This is a genomic window from Sphaerospermopsis sp. FACHB-1094 (assembly GCF_014696195.1).
In the GTDB taxonomy this organism is placed as follows: Bacteria; Cyanobacteriota; Cyanobacteriia; order Cyanobacteriales; family Nostocaceae; genus Sphaerospermopsis; species Sphaerospermopsis kisseleviana.
Window position 1 is genome coordinate 1 of record NZ_JACJPT010000048.1, and the last position, 19,625, is coordinate 19,625.

A 19,625-nucleotide genomic window follows, 5' to 3' on the forward strand; every position below is an offset into this window, starting at 1 on the left:
TGGGGACTGGTGACTGGTGACTGGTGACTGGTGACTGGTGACTGGTGACTGGGGACTGGGGACTGGGGACTGGGGACTGGGGACTGGGGACTGGTGACTGGTGACTGGGTAATCAATTTTATGTTTCCCAATCAACTGTCAACTATCAACTGTCAACTATCAACTATCACCAATCACCAATCACCAATCACAGAGCATAAATACCTAATTGTTTTAGTTGTCGGGTTCTGTTGCGTAGGTAGTGAATATTTTTATATGGACAACTTTATTTCCAAACCTGGGAAATTGTTATAGAACTGTAAACAGGGAGCCGCTGAATGAGTAACAATACAGTAAGTCAACACCGCCATCCAAACAGTCATCCAATCCCCAGAACTACTAAAGCTGTGGAACTTCAAGCCCTAAGTAATATGTGGACGCGCTAAGATTGGCTTTCTTTTCCCTCCACAGGTTTCTGCTGGTTCTTACCAAACAGATACTCCGGGCTAAAAACCTCCTAGCTATGTCATCTGGGAATGCTGGAAACTGTGACTCAAAGTGTGGACATCTCAACCATCGTGTGAGATTCTTCCTATTTGCATCTTCTAAACCTCAACCAACCGCTTGCGTATTTGTTGTTCTAGATAGATAATGGGAGTTTACCCAGATGCGGTTTGGTATTACACAAATTAATTGATTTATAGTCATATATAGGCTATAACAGGCATAAATAAAACATTTTTACGCCTTCATAGTCAATGATATAAATCAATAGTTTTGGGGAAATTCCAGAAAATGACACCCTAGCTCTGGTAAGACACTTAGCACAAGTCCAAGCCTTTTTTTATTTCACTGTCAAAATTAATTGAGGGAGATAATCAAACAATTAGGCAGGTGATGTAAATTAAGTAGTCCCGACAGCTATTAACCAAGGGATAGAGGGTATGTAGTTCACCCTGTGAGGTAAAACCTCACAAAATAAAACCTGAGATATTTGTCAATGGTTTTATGAACTATATTCAAAAAACCGGAAGTTATTGAGCGGATGATCCCAAAACACTTAATTGGCATCTATGGAAATGTAAGCATAAGCCTTTTTCAACCATTTTTTGCCAGGAACTTCCTTAGTTTCTTGTGAACCTCTAGAGGCTTAACATTCAAAACAGGATATAGCAGAGCAACAGTTAACAAATGAAAGTGCGGGTGAGTTGTCAGTTAGGGTGATCTTCAGCTAAATACTGAACCTGTCAACCAGACGGATTATGATTTAATCAGGTTTTTTAGCCCGCTGCTTTCAAAAGAATATATAATAGCGCATTATAAATACTATTGCTCTCCGTATCCTTACTAGACTTTTGCCATTAAGTTACTAGTAGTATGTTAAGAGTGCCTACCACTTTCACAACCACAAAAAACCAAGGCAAGTTAAGTGGGAAAAACAGTACGTGCGGCCAGCGCGGAATTTACGCCTGTGGACAAGAACCCGGCGACGGGCTTGGTGGAAGCAGGAAGCAAACAACAAAATGTTCCAGGTTCTAGGGTGTATTTGCTTATGCCCCTGCCATGAACAATTTTTGTCAGGTTTGTTTTGCACAACATCTCACATAATCCACCAAAGAGGATAACTATTCAAGACCTTGATGGATTGAAGCGCGACAAGTGCCACTGCTATGAAAGAGTCCAGCATGAAAGATCACAAACGACTTCTATTAATTGATGATGACCCTAACCTCATCTTGCTGGTGAAGGATTACTTAGAATTCCGGGGCTACGAAGTCATCACGGTTGAAAATGGACGGCAAGCTCTGGAAATATTAGACCATGATGTTCCAGACATGATCATCTGTGACGTGATGATGCCAGAAATGGACGGGTACACTTTTGTGGAACAAGTCCGGCAAACTGAACGCACTAGCTGGATACCTGTTCTCTTCCTGTCCGCTAAGGGGCAAAGTGCAGACCGAGTTAAAGGTCTGAATAAAGGTGCTGACGTATATATGGTCAAGCCCTTTGAAGCAGAAGAACTCGTAGCACAAGTAGAATCTTCACTCAAGCAAACTATCCGTTGGAAAGAACATCAAACTAAGGGAGGGGAAAACGGTTCTCGTATCCAGGTTCCCTTTGATGTCCAGTTAACTCCCACAGAACTGAAAGTGGTTCAGTTTGTGGCTAGGGGTTTAGCTAACCGGGAAATCGCTGAAGAACTAAATGTTAGTCAGCGTACAGTTGAAAGCCATGTTTCCAATATGTTGGGCAAAACCAATCTCCACAACCGTACTGAACTAGCACGGTGGGCGATTGAAAATCAAATGGCTTAAATGTTCCACTGATTTGGTGAAGGTTTGAGTTTTGAGTTAAAAAATCATAACTCAAAGCTCAAATCCTTTATTTGATCTTGACTTTAGTTTGATAGCCAGTAAAAAACATGACATGAATTGTGAAGCATACAGATTTTTCAATTCCAACTTCATAATTCATGTTTTATGATACTTTCCTCAATTGCTATCTTCCAACCCAGATATCACCTAAAATTATTTATACAGGCTAATTATAGGGACTGGTGACTGGTGACTGGTGACTGGTGACTGGTGACTGGTGACTGGGGAAGAAAATTTTAGATTTTAGATTTTAGATTTTAGATTTTAGATTTTAGATTTTAGATTTTAGATTTTAGATTTTAGATTGAAGTTAACAAAAACAATCCAAAATAAATAACTCCTGCCTCCTGCCTTTTGCCTTCTGCCTCCTGTTCCCTGTTCCCTGCTCCCTGCTCCGTGATTAAGTAATCTGTTCCGTAGGGATTTCTATGATAAATTCTGTACCATAACTAGGGTCAGAACAAACATAAATATTGCCTTGGTGCTTTTCGATGATTTGATAGCTAATTGCCAGTCCTATACCAGTTCCCTTGTTGACAGGTTTGGTTGTAAAAAATGGATCAAATATCTTGCTTTGTAATTCTAAACTAATGCCTGGTCCATTATCTCGGATGCTAATTGTGATCTTACCAGAATCAGTTTTTTTGGTTTTAATTACTATTTGTTTTTGTTTTTTTTGTTCTTGTTCTAATAAGGCATCAATGGCATTACTGAGGATATTCATAAATACTTGGTTGAGTTGGGCTGGATAACATTCAACTAATGGTAAGTCTCCATATTCCTTAATCACCTCAATTTCTTGTTTTAGCCTATGAGAAGTGGCATTTGCTGTTGAGAGTGCTTTGAGGTTGTTATAGGCTTTAGAATGATAACGGATGCGGGCAATTAACTCCACTACATCGGGCAATTTAATTAAATAGTCGTTAGCACCAGCAACAAAAGCATCTGCTTTAGTTTGTGGATCTTCTTTGCTGGAGAGCATGACAATAGGAATATTATAGGTTGCTGGATGGGAGCGAAACCAACGTAATAGCATTAGTCCATCAATCTCAGGCATAATCATGTCTAAGATAATGACTGTAGGCTCAAGGGAAATAGCTTTTTGAATAGCCTGTGCGGGGTTGTCTATATAATGAAAAGCGATATTTTGCTTGTTAGCTAGTAATTTGCCAACTGCTTCGCCGATTATTGGTTGATCATCAATTAGTAAAACTTTAACTACATCTGTATTTAACGATGACGATAGAGGCGTTTAAATTTTGAGGAAACTGGGACAGAATAGTAACTAAAGCTTGGGGACCACCAGTGGAAGAACCGATGACTATGAGAGGTGGTTGTGGTTTTGGGGAAGTTGTGGGTTTGAGTCGTGGATCAAACTGCGATCGTCCACGGGCAGACTTACCGATTAATCTAGCAATAGTGGATATTTTCTTTAATAATCTAATGCTATATCTGTAGGTTCACCTAAACTAATAGCTGGGGTATTGACAGCATCTAAGAACTTGCTCAAGCTGAATGTATATCTGTTGATAGTTTAGTTGGTAAAGCTATTGAGAGCTACATTTTGACTCACAAATTACGCGCATTGCGTTCTTATTTGATGCCAAATCAGGGAACAGTATATACAGATAAGGAAATTTTTGAGATAATTTCATGAAGCTAGTTATCAATTGATAATTGAAAATTGACAATTGTTTCATTCAATGTTTAAAACCTCCCCTTTCAAGGAGAAAAAAATCAAAAAATTCCGCTTTTTCAATTCTCTCCCTGCAAGGGAGAGGTAATTGTCAATTGTTCATTGTTAATTGTCCATTATTGAAAGATATCCATAAAAATTTTAACTTTTATCCCAGAAGATTGTTTTATGGAAAGAATAAATTACTCGCAAATTATTCAAGATATTTTACGTAATCATTCTCGTAATGATATCGCTAATGGTACAGAAATTCAACTGCTTTTTGATACGCAACGTCATCATTATCAAGTATTAAATATTGGTTGGAAACAACAAATTAGAACTTATGGGGTGATCATTCATGTTGATATTAAAGATGATAAAATATGGATACAAAGAGATGGTACAGAAATTGGTATTGCTAATGAATTAATGGCTGCTGGTGTCCCTAAAGAAGATATTGTTTTAGGATTTCACGCGCCTTATAAGCGGCAATTTACAGGTTTTGCGGTGGGATAATACGGTGGGATAATAATTTATTTCCATTTTTTACCATTACATAACAGGTTTATTCTTTATCAATAATCAGACTAACACCACAGCGAATCGCTGCTTCTGCTAACCGATTATCAAGTGTTGCTAATGGTAATTTCAACCGCAATGCTAATTCTAAATAAGCTGCATCATAAGCGGCTAAACCTTCTTGTCTTGCTAATTTCAAGGTTGCATCTAAAGCATTTGTATCTGTAGCTATATCAACTTGAATTAATAGGGACTGTAATAAATTAATAGCTTCTTCAGATTGTTCTTTTGTCATGCGGTTACGTCGTTCTGCTACAACAAGAGTATTAGCAATCTCCAGCGACCAAATTCCTGGTACAAATGCTTCAGAATCTACCATCGTTGCTAATATGGAATTAGCATAATCATTATTTTCGTCTACCAAACACCAGCTAATTGCTACCGAACAATCTAAAACAAACTGCATTAAAATCTTCGTCCTTCTTCAATCATTTCACGGATTAGGTTTTTATCTAAACCTACTTCTTTCCTTAGTTGTTGCATTCTACTAATTGCGTCTTGAATTGATTTTTTAGTAGTGGCTTTTCCCCAAGCGTTATGTTTTATTGTGGTAGCTTCTGTATTATCTAATGGTTGGACAACTACCAATACTTCTACAGATTTATCTTTAAAATCTGTATGGGTTTGGATTTGCAATATACCATCTGTACCAATATGTGCCAGCAATTTTATTGTTTCCATTTTTACCACCATTCTTAGGTACAGGTTGCCAATTTCTGTATTTATTTATGATATGTGTTAAAAGTATGCAGATCATGAAATAACCATCGGCATTTTTTCCGGGCTATACTAACAGTAACTATCTCTAGCCCTCATGATTACGTCAAGTCTGGCTGAAATGAGAACATCCTCAAAGCCATACACAGACTGCCTTTTTAATTTTCGGACAGGTCTATTGCAGATCAATCAGGTAAAAATTTTGATCAAAAAGCCTTGCACCAAAAGGGTTTTACTGCTGACCGCTGACCGCTGACCAATGAAAGCTGCTGTAAATAAAATACTCAACTTCTGTGAAAAGTCGAGTATCTGGATATTGCTACTAATTGTTTTGTAAATATTCAATGGCAGCATCTAATTTTGATGGGTATGCTTCCGCAAACCTTTCAAACCAAAGTCCTTCAGATGAGAAGGGATCTAATTTAGATAACCATGCTTGAGCTTGCTTCTGCAAATTCTCAAGTTGTTGAGCTTTAAGTTGTACTTGACGAATTTTTTCCTGTTCTAATTCTTGCTGTTTTCTCAATTCTTCAGCCGCATCTTGTTCAGCAAAATCAGCTTTGACATCTGCTAATAAGTTATCTATTAAAGCATCGGACTTAGAAGCAGAATTCATCAAGGGTTTGGCTGTAGTTACTGTCGGCTTTTGTGGCTGCTGTGGTTGAGGTTTTTCCCCTTTGTATTCAGCCTGAATTTCCGCTAATAACTGATCAATGGAGTCCATTGTAAACACTCCTCATTATGAGTTTAGCTAGTGAGTTTAGCTAGTCAGTGATGGCATTAAGTAGCACTTCTGATAAACTCAGATCTTCCATATCTTCCATTGTTACTGTATCACAAATATCAAATTTTGCCCCAGCACTTTGCAGTTCATCATCTAAAACTTTCAAAAAGCGAGTAGCCTGGGCATCAGTACCAACTTGAATAAAGGAAATTGCTAATTCTTCATCTCGATCAAGTCGGCGCGATGCTTCGATAATAACTTTCATTACCGCCTTACGATCATCAGGTTCACCATCAGTTACAACTAAAATTGTCTCGCCATTTTCTTTCGTTTGCCCGCTAGATTTACGCTGAAAATAATCATCAGTAGCGTGTTTCAATACACCTGCTAAATCAGTTGTCCCGGCTGGATCATTTTCCCGAAAAATTTGTGCTACTTTACTAGAGGTAACATTATCATAACGTTTGAATCTACCGGAAAATAAATAAACAGTTATGCCATCAGGGTCAAATTGTTCGCATTTACTAGCTAATGCAAAAGTAGATTCTTGTGCTGCTACCCATCTGGTTCGTCCACCTTTTTGATCTGGGGTGGCCATGCTACCGCTTTTGTCTATAATTAAAGTGTAATCACGATTGTCTAACATTTTTCCATTCTCCATTTATCATTAGTCAATTCAGCCAGCCTAAGACACTAAATATTTAGTCACCTATGGCATTGATTAAAACATCCGTGAGGCTCATTTCTCCTAAATCTTCCAAGGTGATAGTATCGCAAATATCAAATTTAGCCCCAACAGTTGTTAATTCATCATCTATAGCTTTGAGAAATTTTGTAGCTTGAGAATTTTCACCTACTTGAATCATGGAAATTCCTAATTCTTTCTCTTGTTCCATTTGGTAAGTAGCTTTGATGATGATTTCAAATATTGCTTGTCTATTGCCTGGTATCCCATCAGTTATCACTAAGATTGTTTCCCCATTAGGCTTAGTTTTACCAGTTGCTTTACGTTGAAAGTAGTTATTAAGGGCATCTTGAAGTACACCTACTAAATTAGTTGTATCCGCAGGTTGATTTTCTGCAAAAATTTGGGCTACTTTCTCAGCGGTAACATTATCAAAGCGTTGAAATTTGCGGGCAAATAAATAAATGGTGATACCATCTGAATCAAATTCTTCACACTTGCGAGCAAGAGCAAAAGTTGATTCTTGTAAAGCTAACCATTTGGTTTTGTTGGTGTACCCTAATCCCAATGGCTTTCCCATACTGGCACTATTGTCTATCAGCAGTGTGTAATCACGATTTTCTAACATTGATAATTCTCCAGTGATCCAGCTATTAAAGTAGCTCTTAAAGTTGAGTTGATGGTTTTGAGTCAGGAGTCGGGAGGTAGGAGGCAGCTATGCTGGAGTTTTTTTATTTTGGATTTTGGATTTTGGATTTTGGATTGTTTTTGTCAACTCCAATCTAAAATCTAAAATCTAAAATCTAAAATTTTTCTCCCTATTCCCTATTCCCTATTCCCTAGCTTCACGACAAGACTTTTTCACTAAACCCTAATTAGTCAGTGATGGCATTCATCAACACATCTGCCAAACTCATTTCTTCTAAGTCATCTAAAGTCACGGTGTCACAAATATCAAATTTAGCGCCTACACCTTGCAACTGATCATCTAGTGCTTTGAGAAATTTTGTCGCTTGAGCATCTGAGCCGACTTGAATCATGGAAATTCCTAATTCTTCATCTCGCTCCATTTGCCTAGTGGCGCTAATGATGACTTCAAATACGCCTTTGCGATCATCAGGTTCACCATCAGTTACCACTAAAATTGTTTCTCCATTGGGTTTAGTTTGCCCTGAAGCTTTACGCTGAAAATAATTATTGAGGGCATCTTGTAATACACCTGCTAAGTTGGTTGTACCCGCAGGGTCATTTTCTTGAAATATTTGAGCAACTTTGGCGGAAGTGACATTTTCATAACGTTTAAATCGCCCAGAAAAGACATAAACTGTAATCCCATCGGGATCAAATTGTTCTGCTTTTCTAGCTAAAGCGAGGGTAGACTCTTGGGCAATCTCCCATCTACTTCTACCACCAACTTGGTCAGGAGTTGACATACTGCCACTTTTATCAATGATTAGGGTATAGTCGCGATCGCTCATCATAAATACCTCTAATGATTTTTCGGTTTCTATTTTAACTCTTAGGTCAGACGATGATATCTAGATGTAGAGGTATTGTAATAATCATTTAAACTATTCTCATCTATAAACAACCGTTTTCTGCGGTAAAATCCCTAAATAAGTCAATATTGCAGCATAGGTAAATGTCGAGCTTTCAAGTTAATTCACTCAGATCAGGAGAACAACTATGACTATTACCAATGTCACAGAAGCAACATTCAAACAGGAAGTGTTGGATAGTGAGACTCCGGTTTTAGTGGATTTTTGGGCCCCTTGGTGTGGACCTTGTAGAATGTTGTCTCCTGTTGTTGAAGAAGTAGCCGCTGAATATGAAGGACAGGTGAAAGTGGTGAAAGTGAACACAGATCAAAATCCCACAGTTGCTAGTCATTATGGTATTCGTAGCATCCCCACTATCATGGTATTTAAGGGGGGTAGGCAAGTTGATACAGTGGTCGGTGCGGTTCCCAAAACTACTTTAACTAAAACTCTAGCACAGTATATTACCGTATAGTCATTACCTTTGATCAGTTATAGCAAAAGTCAGGAGAATGGCTAACGCCACGCTTACTTCGACTGCGCTCAGTACAAGTCGCTATCAAGAAGTCAGGAACAGGTAAAAGATGTGATTAGGACTAAAGATGATGCCAAGATTGCGATCGCTGTCTTGGTAAATATAGGTTATGCGTAAGTATTCAGCTATAGGAATCTTGCATACCCAGATCCCCGACTTCTTTAAGAAATTGGGGATCTTTTTGAAAGTAAAGTCATGTTTGATCATTGTTTCTGGACAGACAATACCCAATACCTCCAGATTCGATTTAATCATATCTGTAATAATTACACAATTGAGTGGTACAACTGATAACCACGAGATTAAATATCTAATTGCGGCATAGCGAGCGATAATAAGGTTAAAAAAAATCGGTAATAGGAAATTTTCAAAATATGAGCGGTAAATTAATTGTATTTGAAGGTGTGGAAGGTTCTGGTAAAACTACTCAGATGCAACTGTGTAGTCAGTGGCTAGAAACTTTAAGTGTATTAGTTATTCTGACTCGTGAACCAGGGGGAACAAAGTTAGGGAAACATTTACGACAGCTATTGCTGGAAAAATCAGAGGATAAACCTGTGGGTGAGGTTACGGAATTATTATTATACGCTGCTGATCGGGCGCAACACATCGAGCAGGAAATTAAGCCAAATTTAGGAGCAGGAAAATATATTTTATGCGATCGCTATACTGACTCTACTATTGCCTACCAAGGTTATGGTAGGGGTTTAAGTATGAGTTTAATTAATCAATTAAATTATATTGCTACAGGTGGTTTACAAAGTGATGTAACTATCTGGTTAGATGTGGATGTGGAATTAGGACTTTCTCGTAAACGTGGTCAAAGTAAATTAGATAGAATTGAACAGGAAACAATAGATTTTCATCGTCGTGTACAGCAAGGATATACTGAATTAGCTGCTAATTATCCTTCTCGAATTTTTCGAGTTGATGGTAGTTTAAATCAAGAATTGGTGCATGACAATATCAAGGAAATTTTAATTCGTAATTCTGTGATATCCGAAACTCCCTGAAAATAATTAGTGAAGATTTTTTGTATCGAACCTCAGAGACACAGAAGACGCAGAGGAATTAGATTTTTTCTGGGTTTTATGATCATTGCTTTTGATTATTATTAATTAATGATTTTTTATTTCTCTGTTATCCTGACTCATGACCCCTTATAAATAATGTTTGAAGAACTAATTGGACAACAACAAGCAATAGATTTATTAACATCTTCTGTTAAACAAAACAGAGTCGCACCAGCTTATTTATTTGTTGGTGCTGATGGTGTGGGTAGAAGTTTAGCCGCTAAATGTTTTATTGAATTATTATTTTCTAGTTCTGTAAAACCTGAACAATTATCTATTTTAAAAAATCGTATTCGTCAAGGAAACCACCCCGCTTTATTTTGGGTAGAACCAACTTATCAATATCAAGGACAAAGGTTAACAGCAGCAGAAGCAGCAGAAAAAGGAGTAAAACGCAAAGCACCTCCAGTTATTCGTTTAGAACAAATTCGAGAAATTACCCAATTTTTATCCCGTCCACCTTTGGAAGCGCCCAGAAATGTGGTAGTTTTAGAACAAGCAGAAACAATGGCTGAATCTGCTGCTAATGCTTTACTGAAAACTTTGGAAGAACCAGGACAAGCGACTTTAATTTTAATCGCTCCTTCTCCTGATGCAATTTTACCAACTTTGGTTTCTCGCTGTCAAAAAATCCCTTTTTATAGATTAGATACTGCTGCTGTTGCTCAAGTTTTAACACAAACAGGAAATGGGGGGATTTTACAACATCCAGAAATTTTAAGTATAGCTGCTGGTAGTCCAGGAAGTGCAATTTTAGCTTACCAACAACTACAAACAATTAATAGTGAATTACTCCAAGAAGTAAAAAAAACACCTAAATCTTATCGTCATGCGTTAGAACTAGCGAAGAAAATTGATAAAGAATTAGACACAGAAGCACAATTATGGTTAATAGATTATCTGCAACAATTTTACTGGCAACAAATACATAAACCTGGCATTATTGAACAATTAGAAAAAACTCGCAAGAATTTATTATCTTATGCTCAACCCCGGTTAGTTTGGGAATGTACATTTTTAGCAATATTGCAAATTCGGTAATGGGTAATGGGTAATGGGTAATGGGTAATGAGTAATATCTAATTTAGAATAATTCTTAATTACAGCCAATTAACCATACAGACAGTTTGTTGACATACCATAAATTACATAAAATTCTGTTATTAAAAAAACAAAGTAATAATTATTAAATGTACACTACTAGACATCAAAATCTTTTCTTTGTATTTCATAATATCTACAGAAAGCAAGGATATTCAGATTATCATATTCCCCTTCTTGCTCTCTACCTTTGCTCTCTACTCATTCTAAAAGTTTAACTTTTAGTTTTTTTTGACAATTAATAAAAATTTACGTAACCTAAACCAATAGGTCTAGAGTATCGAACTTGTAGGGGCGAAGCATTCGGGTGATAACCTATCGCTGAAACCAGTTCATATTCCGTCCGAATGCTTCGCCCTTACGATTAATGAATCGGTGTTCTAGTAAATCAAAGCCTGAACAGCAACTTAACAGCAATTGAATTTAGCTACATCAAAAATTGCTGTTACAGACTGTTTTTATGAGTATATGAATTGACTTCACATCCTTTGCTAAAAATTGCTGACAAATTAGCTGTTAATCAATACAAAAATGACACCATATTAACAGAATAATATCACAGAAATATTCTAAAAAATATGAGTAGTCGTGATTAATAGTAGTAACTTTGATGAATTATTGAAGTTTGTCCAAGGAGTATTCTATAAATCTAGGAGAAGTTGATGATTGAGTATTTAACGTCGTTGAACGACCACAATTTACCATATCCAGATCCACTGCATCCCATCGTGGTTCACTTTGTAATTGCCATGATATTATTTGCAGTTTTCTGTGATTTAATTGGCTTTTTAACTGGCAAAACTCGGTTTTATGAAGTGGGTTGGTGGAATTTATTTGTAGCTACCGTATCCATATTTATAGCCATTATTTTTGGACAGTATGAAGCAGGTTTAGCCAAACCTTACAACATCGTCAAATCAGTATTAAATTACCATACCTTAATCGGTTGGTCACTATCAGGAATTTTAGCAGCCATCACAGCTTGGCGTTATGTACTTCGCAGTCGTGATCCCCAAAGATTGCCAATTCATTATTTAGCAGTTTGTTTACTTTTAACCATACTTGTTGGTTTTCAAGTATATCTTGGTGATGAATTAGTGTGGGTTTATGGAATACATACAGTACCCGTTGTGGAAGCCGTAAAGGATGGAATATTACCATGAATTCAGAATTAATTGATCAAGTCAGCGCCCAAATGGGAGCAAACGGACTACCTTACACAATTCCTATTCATCCTAACCTAGTTCACCTCACATTAGGATTGTTCATTATTGGGGTAATTTTTGATTTAGTTGCTGTACTTTTCCCCATAGAACAATGGTTATTTAAATCATTGGGTTTAGCTGTAGAACGCGCCCAATTATTTGAAGTTGGTTGGTACAACATGGTAGCGGCTTCTGTGATCACATTTTTCACAGTTGCTGCTGGTTTTTATGAAATGTTGTTAGCAACTCCCCCAGTACACTTAAAAAGTTCCTGGGGTTTGCAAGCAATGTCCACGATGATGTGGCATGGTGTGGGCGGTGTTTTTCTCTTAGCTTTAATGGTAGGAATGACATTTTGGCGGGGATGGCAACGTTACATTACTTGCAAAGACTCCGATATGCAAGTGCGTTGGAGTTATATTTTTGCCGGAGTTTTCATCATGGCCTTAATGTATCTTCACGGCACATTAGGAGCGCAGTTAGCAGCCGAATTTGGTGTACATAATACTGCGGATAACTTGTTAAGAATGGGACAAGACATTAATCAGGTACTAGGTAATTAATTCGTAATTTGTAATTTGTAATTCGTAATTTTCAGATGCCAATTAATTACCAATTACCAATTACTAATTACCAATTACCAATCACCAATTACCAATTACCAATTACCAACAAATGACCATGAACACTCGGTTGATTTTAAATCTTTTCCTAGTGATGGCGGGGGGTTTTGTCATCACAATTGCCAGTATTTTCATCGGTAAACAAGCCTATTCTTGGCTTCCCCCCCAAGCTGCGGCTGAATCACATTTGATTGATGATTTGTTTAGCTTTTTAGTGACAATTGGGGCTTTTATTTTCTTAGGTGTCACTGCCGCTATTTTGTATTCTGTTCTTTTTCATCGTGCCAAAAGTTATGACTTTAGTGATGGTCCACATATTGAAGGAAATATCACTTTAGAAGTTGTCTGGACTGCTATTCCCATCATGTTGGTATTGTGGATAGCAAGTTACAGTTATGAAGTGTATGAAAACATGGGGATTCAAGGACCTTCCCAATTATTACATTTACATAACCCCTTACCTGTGCAAATTGCCCATGCAGAAGTGCAAGAAACACCAGGAGAAACTGTTAGCGAACCCTTAGAAAAAATTGACGTAATTGCTAAACAATGGGCGTGGGTGTTCAGTTATCCTGAACAGGGAATTACAAGTACAGAATTACATTTACCGAGCGATCGCCGTGTACGTTTAGCCCTACAATCAGAAGACGTACTCCACGGTTTGTATATTCCCGCATTTCGCGTTAAACAAGACATCGTTCCCGGTAAAACCATCGACTTTGAATTTACCCCCATTCGCCCCGGTAAATATAGCCTCACCGACTCCCAATATAGCGGTACATACTTTGCAACCATGCAAGCAAACGTGATAGTAGAAAACCCAGAAGAATATCACGATTGGTTGAAAAAAGCCGCCAGTCATAATCCCACAGTTGCACCAAACCAAGCCGCTACCGAATACGCCCAAAATCACAATCAAAATGTACAAAACGGTTGGGAAACTGTTAAACCTGCTGCACCTCCAGTAGTTAATTTTGCAGGTTAATTAATTCTTTCTTCCTTTGCGCCTTTGCTTCTTTCTTCACTTTGCGCGAAACCTTCTTTTTGTCTGAATAAGGATGTCCAGGATTTAAGGATTAACAGGATTGTGATGAAATCCAAAATCCAAAATCTAAAATCTAAAATCTAAAATCCAAAATCCCATGACAAACATATCACTTAATCTTGGTGGTGAATCACATCATCACTCAACGCCAACTCACTGGAAAACCTATTTCACTTTCAGCACAGACCACAAAGTAATCGGTATTCAATACCTCGTTACTTCTTTTATTTTCTTCCTTGTTGGTGGCATTTTTGCGATGATTTTACGGGGCGAACTTGTCACCCCTGAATCTGATTTAATTGATCGTACAGTTTATAACGGAATGTTCACAATGCACGGAACAGTAATGCTGTTTCTGTGGACATTTCCCTCTCTTGTTGGTTTAGCAAACTATCTCGTACCTATCATGATCGGGGCGCGAGATATGGCATTTCCTCGCCTCAATGCTGCCGCTTTTTGGATGGTCCCAGTAGTGGGAATTTTACTCATGTCCAGCTTTTTTGTCCCTGGTGGACCAGCCCAAGCTGGTTGGTGGGCTTATCCTCCCGTGAGTTTACAAAACCCCACAGGACATTTAATAAATGGTCAAGTTCTCTGGTTATTAGCGGTAGCTGTTTCCGGTGTTTCTTCTATTATGGGTGCGGTGAATTTTGTCACCACCATTGTGAAAATGCGTGCGCCAGGAATGGGCTTTTTTAAAATGCCCTTGTTTGTCTGGGCAGTATTTAGCGCCCAAATTATTCAATTATTTGGACTTCCTGCTTTAACTGCTGGTGCGGTAATGTTGCTGTTTGACTTAACAATGGGAACAGCATTTTTTGACCCCAGCAAAGGTGGAAACCCGGTAATGTTTCAACATTATTTCTGGTTTTATTCCCACCCTGCGGTTTATGTAATTATTCTGCCAATCTTCGGAATTTTCTCAGAAATTTTCCCTGTTTATTCCCGTAAACCATTATTTGGTTATAAAGTAGTTGCCATTTCTTCGATGTTAATTGCTGTGGTCAGTGCCATTGTGTGGGTACACCATATGTATGTGAGTGGAACACCTGGTTGGATGCGGTTACTATTCATGGTTACGACCATGTTTGTATCTGTTCCCACAGGAATTAAAGTATTTGCTTGGGTGGCGACAATTTGGGGTGGAAAAATCAAATTAAATACACCAATGTTATTTGCATTAGGTGGTTTAATTATGTTCGTTTTTGCTGGAATTACAGGAATTATGCTTTCCTCTGTACCAGTAGACGTTCACGTTAATAACACCTATTTTGTAGTTGGACATTTCCATTATGTTCTGTACGGAACAGTAACAATGGGAATGTATGCAGCCCTCTATCATTGGTTTCCCAAAATGACCGGCAGAATGTATAACGAAGGTTGGGGAAAAATACATTTTTGGTTAGCATTTATCGGTACAAACTTAAACTTTTTACCCATGCACCCATTAGGTTTGCAAGGGATGTTACGCCGAGTTGCTTCCTACGCACCAGAATATACATTTTGGAATGTTCTCGCTAGTTTAGGCGCGTTCCTATTAGGAATGTCCACCTTACCCTTCATTTTCAACATCTTAGTTTCTTGGTTACAAGGTGAAAAAGCACCTGATAACCCTTGGCGGGCAATTGGTTTAGAATGGCTCATTTCTTCACCTCCATCTGTAGAGAACTTTGAAGAAATTCCCATCATTATTAGTGAACCCTACGGTTACGGAAAATCAGAACCATTAACAGCCAACCTAGAACCCCAAACCATAAAAACAGCCGAATAAAAACAATACAGTTCAGTTAAGTATTAAACAATTTTTTCTCTTACCTCTGCGTTCTCTGCGCCTCTGCGTGAGATAAAAAAATCAAACTTAACTGAACAGTATTGCCAAAACAAAAGGAGAACATTACCAATGGATAGTTCAATCAAAACGCCACAAATACATCATGCAGCCCATGAACATGGACACGACGAAGAAGGCAGTAAAATGTTTGGTTTTATTGTCTTTCTTCTATCAGAAAGTGTCATCTTTTTAAGTTTCTTTGCTGGTTATATCATCTACAAAACTACAAACCCTAATTGGCTTCCTGCTGGTGTTGAAGGATTAGAAATAGTCGCCCCAACAATTAACACTATTATCCTAGTTTCTAGCAGCTTTGTAATTTACTTGGCTGAGAGATGTTTACAACAACATAACCTAGCAGGATTTCGCATCTATTTGTTAGCTACAATGGCAATGGGTAGCTACTTTTTATATGGTCAATATGTGGAATGGAGTCAATTAGAATTTGGCTTTACTTCCGGTACTTATGGCGGGATGTTTTACCTATTAACTGGGTTTCACGGTTTGCACGTTTTCACCGGGATTTTGTTACAGTCTATGATTTTGATTCGTTCTTTTATTCCCGGTAACTACGATAATGGTCACTTTGGTGTTAATTCAACTTCGTTGTTTTGGCACTTTGTTGATGTTATCTGGATTATTTTGTTTATCCTTATTTACGTTTGGCAGTAGGGATTTTAAGACGCATAAAGCAATAAATTTTGTAGGGGTTTAGCAATACTAAACCCCTACCCATATATTTGTATCATGATTCCGAAATCATCTATTTGGGAAAATAGCGATAAATATCTTTCCGATGTAAAACTCTTTCAAAAATTAATATTTCACCATCAAAAATAACACCCAGACGATAATCACCTATACGAATCCGATAAGCATTATCATATCCCTGAAGTCTTTTAATATTTGTGATTTCTTCAAAACTCGATATTTCGATTATTTCTTCAAAAGCAAACTTCTTGATAGACTCATAGTAAGGTGTACTTTTTAGTGCTTTTAAATCTTTAATAAAACTGGGTAGATACTGGATATTCACTCTTGTTCCAATTCCGCTAAAGCTTCATCTAAATTTAATGGTGTCTCATTTTCTACTTCTTTCATAGCTAGAATCAGTCCTTCATCTTCGAGTGCTTCTAGCAGCCGTAGATATTCCTGAAAATCCATGACTACTTTTCTGATATTACCTTGAATATCAGTAATCAATTCTTGGGCAAATGGATATTTATCAGCTTGCATTTTAGTGATATAGGATTACTATCTACATTTAATTTAGCATATTTATATCAGGCTATGCTTAATGTCCTCTTACTTTTGTTCTTAAAAAGTATGAGTATAACCTTTTTAAAAGACTAAGTTTAAATATCTTTTTGTGAGCAATTTTATTTTCTCCCCTGCCTCTTTCTTTAAACAGATTAATACAAAATTAACCACGCTTGATCAACTAACATACTCAACTAGCGTCGTTGTTGTCCATTTAACAGCGGATCGTCTTCTAAAACCTCCGCAGTTAAATTTTACAAAGATTGACCTTTATCGCGTCCAAGCTTGACTACTCCGGCAATAACCGCAGCTACCAGTTCTTCATCAACTGGTTGTTGTCTGAGTCCCTGCTATCCAGGACGTTTAAGTTTTTCCTCATAGCATCAAAATTTAACCTCAAGGGTTTTCAGCCTTTTTTATTATAAATTTAGATAAGTTTTACATAAGTTCCAAAATGAATCATAAATTTAACAAACTATTAAAATTTCTTCATTAAATATTCAAACAATTGATAGGGCGGAGTTTAACGTACTTAATGTACTTATTGCCTGAGTCAAATCTTTCTGAGTGAGTAGATAGACAGGAGATATCAGCAGAAAATGAAAGAAATTCTTTACTTGGAAGTTCCTACTACCGATAGTGGTGCTGTCCGTGACTGGCTACAAACCGACTTTGTGCCGGGAAATGGAGAAAAATTATTGACCCCAGATGGTCTGCGTCTGCGAAACCCGGTTGCATCTGTCAAAGGACCTTTAGCAACCGAAATTTCTATATTTGTGTGGTCTGTACAACGCACCACTTACCTCAAAGTGTTTCGTTGGGGAGACAAACCCTTCACTAACGAAGGTTCAATATTGCAACGTCTGACTACAGGTATTAGAAGCCGTTTTCCCCATCAATACCCCGAACCACCAAAGATTGACCCTCAAAAGTCGATTTTCGCAGAGCTAGAACCCTATTATCCCCTAACTGTCAAGTATTTTCAGAAAATGCCTCATGGAGAATATGATCTTAAACGTGCTTACTGGTGGGAGCAACGTTGGCGAGAAGGTGTCAAAAATCCTCAGCAACCCCGTCAGGTGGTGTTTTATGCAGAAAACCAGCAACAAACAGCAGAAAACACTTATGACCTCATTTATATTGGTGGCGCTTTGGGTGCGATTCATGCCGCAGTCATGGCAAAATTAGGCTATAAAGTCCTATTGGTGGAAAGATTACCCTTTGGACGCATGAACCGAGAATGGAATATTTCTCGTGATGAAATTCAAACTTTGGTCAATCTCGGTTTATTAACAAATGCAGAATTAGAAACCATTATTGCCAGGGAGTATAAAGACGGCTTTAATAAATTCTTTGATGCTAATAATCCGCCTCACTTAAAAGCACCAGTTCTACACACGCCAACTGTTTTAAATATCGCTTTAGATTCAGATAAATTATTGCAATTATGTGGTGAAAAACTTAAAGCCGCTGGTGGTGATATTTGGGAGCAAACAGAATTTATCCGGGCAGATATCAGAAAAACACAAGTTACTGTTACTGTCAAGGGTGTAAATACGGTAATTGAACAGCAGGTAAATGGTAGATTATTAGTAGATGCAATGGGTACAGCTTCCCCTATTGCTTGGCAATTAAACGGGGGTAGAGCCTTTGATAGTGTATGTCCCACCGTGGGAGCAGTGATTGATAAAGGATTTGCCCCTGGTGTCTGGGATTATCAGTATGGTGATGTTCTTTACAGTCACGGAGATATTTCTAGAGGCAGGCAATTGATTTGGGAATTATTTCCTGCTGCGGGGGAAGAACTGACAATTTATTTATTTCATTATCATGAAGTGAATAGAAAAAATCCTGGTTCGTTGTTAGAGATGTATGAGGACTTTTTCACTATTTTGCCAGAATATCGCCGTTGTGACATGGATAAGCTAGTGTGGAAAAAACCCACATTTGGCTATATTCCAGGGCATTTTAGTGTTAGTGATAGCGATCGCACCATAGCCTTTGATAGATTAATCGCCATTGGTGATGCTGCTTCCCTGCAATCTCCCCTAGTATTTACTGGTTTTGGTTCTCTCGTTCGTAACCTAGAACGTTTAACCACACTCTTAAACACCGCCCTCAAACACGACTTATTAAGTTTCCGTCACCTCAATAAAATTCGTGCTTACCAAAGTAACGTTTCCGTCACCTGGCTATTTTCCAAAGGAATGATGGTTCCCACAGGGAAATTTATCCCACCTCAACGGGTTAATGCCATGCTCAATACCTTCTTTGGTTTATTAGCAGACGAACCCCCAGAAGTAGCAGATAATTTCATTAAAGACCGCTGCGACTGGTTCACATTTAACCGTTTAGCATTAAAAGCAGCTACAAAAAATCCCGCCTTATTAATATGGATTTGGGAACTAGCAGGGTTGAGAGACTTAGTTCGGTGGTTAGGTAATTACCTCAACTTTGGCGTTTATGCCTTCATCAGTGCTTTACTAAGTACATGGTTTCCCAAATTCCTGAAGTGGAGTCAAGGCTGGCTAGAAACACGCTTTCCAGGATTGTGGTTAAACCTATTAGTGACCAACTACGCCATTTCTACAGGTAAACCAAGATTACGGGATCAAGTAGTTACCGTTAAGTCAAAAGCAGTAACCCAAACAAGTCATTAATTAAGTAGTCATTA

Annotated in this window: 22 protein-coding genes; 12 read left to right on the forward strand and 10 right to left on the reverse strand. The window is 37.8% G+C overall.

Going from position 1 to position 19,625, the window contains the following annotated elements:
* The first annotated feature begins 1,649 nt into the window (after positions 1 to 1,649).
* On the forward strand, positions 1,650 to 2,297 hold the full coding sequence (locus H6F47_RS15420) for a response regulator transcription factor (protein WP_096565149.1): 648 nt from the start codon (positions 1,650 to 1,652) through the stop codon (positions 2,295 to 2,297).
* Positions 2,298 to 2,757: 460 nt separating this feature from the next.
* Here the strand turns inward: H6F47_RS15420 and H6F47_RS28890 are convergent, their stop codons facing one another.
* A complete protein-coding gene (locus H6F47_RS28890) occupies positions 2,758 to 3,561 on the reverse strand; it encodes an ATP-binding protein (RefSeq protein WP_190649911.1) in 804 nt (267 codons plus the stop codon).
* A gap of 10 nt (positions 3,562 to 3,571) precedes the next feature.
* Entirely contained in the window at positions 3,572 to 3,682 is a 111-nt protein-coding gene (locus tag H6F47_RS28895; protein ID WP_347239089.1) for a chemotaxis protein CheB, read from the reverse strand.
* Here H6F47_RS28895 and H6F47_RS27975 point away from each other — a divergent pair.
* Positions 3,675 to 3,815 carry a hypothetical protein gene (locus H6F47_RS27975; protein WP_242027405.1) on the forward strand — a complete coding sequence of 47 codons (141 nt, stop codon included), beginning with the start codon at positions 3,675 to 3,677 and terminating at the stop codon, positions 3,813 to 3,815. The two genes, H6F47_RS28895 and H6F47_RS27975, sit on opposite strands and share 8 nt — an antisense overlap.
* Positions 3,816 to 4,221: 406 nt before the next feature.
* Positions 4,222 to 4,551 carry a XisI protein gene (locus tag H6F47_RS15435; RefSeq protein ID WP_190649897.1) on the forward strand — a complete coding sequence of 110 codons (330 nt, stop codon included), beginning with the start codon at positions 4,222 to 4,224 and terminating at the stop codon, positions 4,549 to 4,551.
* Positions 4,552 to 4,600: 49 nt separating this feature from the next.
* Here H6F47_RS15435 and H6F47_RS15440 read toward each other — a convergent pair whose 3' ends face one another.
* From H6F47_RS15440 to H6F47_RS15465, 6 genes are all read right to left on the reverse strand, one after another.
* Complete coding sequence (locus tag H6F47_RS15440; RefSeq protein WP_190649899.1) at positions 4,601 to 5,020, reverse strand: type II toxin-antitoxin system VapC family toxin; 420 nt, start codon at positions 5,018 to 5,020, stop codon at positions 4,601 to 4,603.
* Positions 5,020 to 5,295, reverse strand: a complete 276-nt coding sequence (locus H6F47_RS15445) for a hypothetical protein (RefSeq protein WP_137669344.1) — start codon at positions 5,293 to 5,295, stop codon at positions 5,020 to 5,022. The genes H6F47_RS15440 and H6F47_RS15445 overlap by 1 nt, the downstream gene beginning before the upstream one ends.
* A 358-nt stretch (positions 5,296 to 5,653) precedes the next feature.
* Positions 5,654 to 6,055, reverse strand: a complete 402-nt coding sequence (locus H6F47_RS15450) for a hypothetical protein (RefSeq protein ID WP_096565151.1) — start codon at positions 6,053 to 6,055, stop codon at positions 5,654 to 5,656.
* 40 nt (positions 6,056 to 6,095) lie between these two features.
* Entirely contained in the window at positions 6,096 to 6,701 is a 606-nt protein-coding gene (locus tag H6F47_RS15455) for a VWA domain-containing protein (RefSeq protein ID WP_096572533.1), read from the reverse strand.
* A 55-nt stretch (positions 6,702 to 6,756) separates the two neighbouring features.
* Entirely contained in the window at positions 6,757 to 7,368 is a 612-nt protein-coding gene (locus H6F47_RS15460; protein WP_096565153.1) for a VWA domain-containing protein, read from the reverse strand.
* A gap of 247 nt (positions 7,369 to 7,615) precedes the next feature.
* Positions 7,616 to 8,221, reverse strand: coding sequence for a VWA domain-containing protein (locus tag H6F47_RS15465; RefSeq protein ID WP_190346403.1), 606 nt, complete (start codon positions 8,219 to 8,221; stop codon positions 7,616 to 7,618).
* 205 nt (positions 8,222 to 8,426) lie between these two features.
* Between H6F47_RS15465 and trxA the strand changes: the two genes are divergently transcribed.
* The 8 genes from trxA to H6F47_RS15505 all read left to right on the forward strand — a co-directional run bounded on the left by trxA (position 8,427) and on the right by H6F47_RS15505 (position 16,363).
* Positions 8,427 to 8,753 (forward strand): thioredoxin, encoded by a 327-nt coding sequence (gene trxA, locus H6F47_RS15470; protein WP_096565157.1) that lies wholly within the window; start codon positions 8,427 to 8,429, stop codon positions 8,751 to 8,753.
* A 434-nt stretch (positions 8,754 to 9,187) separates the two neighbouring features.
* The gene (gene tmk / locus H6F47_RS15475) at positions 9,188 to 9,826 is read left to right on the forward strand and encodes a dTMP kinase (RefSeq protein WP_190649901.1); all 639 of its coding nucleotides are present in this window, start codon (positions 9,188 to 9,190) and stop codon (positions 9,824 to 9,826) included.
* Between the two features lie 156 nt (positions 9,827 to 9,982).
* Entirely contained in the window at positions 9,983 to 10,927 is a 945-nt protein-coding gene (holB, locus tag H6F47_RS15480; RefSeq protein WP_096565163.1) for a DNA polymerase III subunit delta', read from the forward strand.
* 722 nt (positions 10,928 to 11,649) lie between these two features.
* Entirely contained in the window at positions 11,650 to 12,150 is a 501-nt protein-coding gene (locus tag H6F47_RS15485) for a DUF2231 domain-containing protein (protein ID WP_096565165.1), read from the forward strand.
* Entirely contained in the window at positions 12,147 to 12,755 is a 609-nt protein-coding gene (locus H6F47_RS15490) for a DUF2231 domain-containing protein (RefSeq protein ID WP_137667039.1), read from the forward strand. The genes H6F47_RS15485 and H6F47_RS15490 overlap by 4 nt, the downstream gene beginning before the upstream one ends.
* Positions 12,756 to 12,873: 118 nt before the next feature.
* The gene (locus H6F47_RS15495; protein ID WP_187040854.1) at positions 12,874 to 13,800 is read left to right on the forward strand and encodes a cytochrome c oxidase subunit II; all 927 of its coding nucleotides are present in this window, start codon (positions 12,874 to 12,876) and stop codon (positions 13,798 to 13,800) included.
* Positions 13,801 to 13,957: 157 nt separating this feature from the next.
* Complete coding sequence (gene ctaD / locus H6F47_RS15500; RefSeq protein WP_096565169.1) at positions 13,958 to 15,631, forward strand: cytochrome c oxidase subunit I; 1,674 nt, start codon at positions 13,958 to 13,960, stop codon at positions 15,629 to 15,631.
* A 129-nt stretch (positions 15,632 to 15,760) separates the two neighbouring features.
* Complete coding sequence (locus H6F47_RS15505; RefSeq protein WP_137667040.1) at positions 15,761 to 16,363, forward strand: heme-copper oxidase subunit III; 603 nt, start codon at positions 15,761 to 15,763, stop codon at positions 16,361 to 16,363.
* Between the two features lie 91 nt (positions 16,364 to 16,454).
* Here H6F47_RS15505 and H6F47_RS15510 read toward each other — a convergent pair whose 3' ends face one another.
* Both H6F47_RS15510 and H6F47_RS15515 read right to left on the reverse strand, forming a co-directional pair.
* Positions 16,455 to 16,727 carry a type II toxin-antitoxin system RelE/ParE family toxin gene (locus H6F47_RS15510; RefSeq protein ID WP_137667041.1) on the reverse strand — a complete coding sequence of 91 codons (273 nt, stop codon included), beginning with the start codon at positions 16,725 to 16,727 and terminating at the stop codon, positions 16,455 to 16,457.
* Positions 16,724 to 16,927 carry a hypothetical protein gene (locus tag H6F47_RS15515; RefSeq protein ID WP_096565175.1) on the reverse strand — a complete coding sequence of 68 codons (204 nt, stop codon included), beginning with the start codon at positions 16,925 to 16,927 and terminating at the stop codon, positions 16,724 to 16,726. Before H6F47_RS15515 ends, H6F47_RS15510 begins: the two co-directional genes overlap by 4 nt.
* A 623-nt stretch (positions 16,928 to 17,550) precedes the next feature.
* Here H6F47_RS15515 and H6F47_RS15520 point away from each other — a divergent pair.
* The gene (locus tag H6F47_RS15520; protein ID WP_190346400.1) at positions 17,551 to 19,611 is read left to right on the forward strand and encodes a flavin-dependent dehydrogenase; all 2,061 of its coding nucleotides are present in this window, start codon (positions 17,551 to 17,553) and stop codon (positions 19,609 to 19,611) included.
* Positions 19,612 to 19,625: the final 14 nt, after the last annotated feature.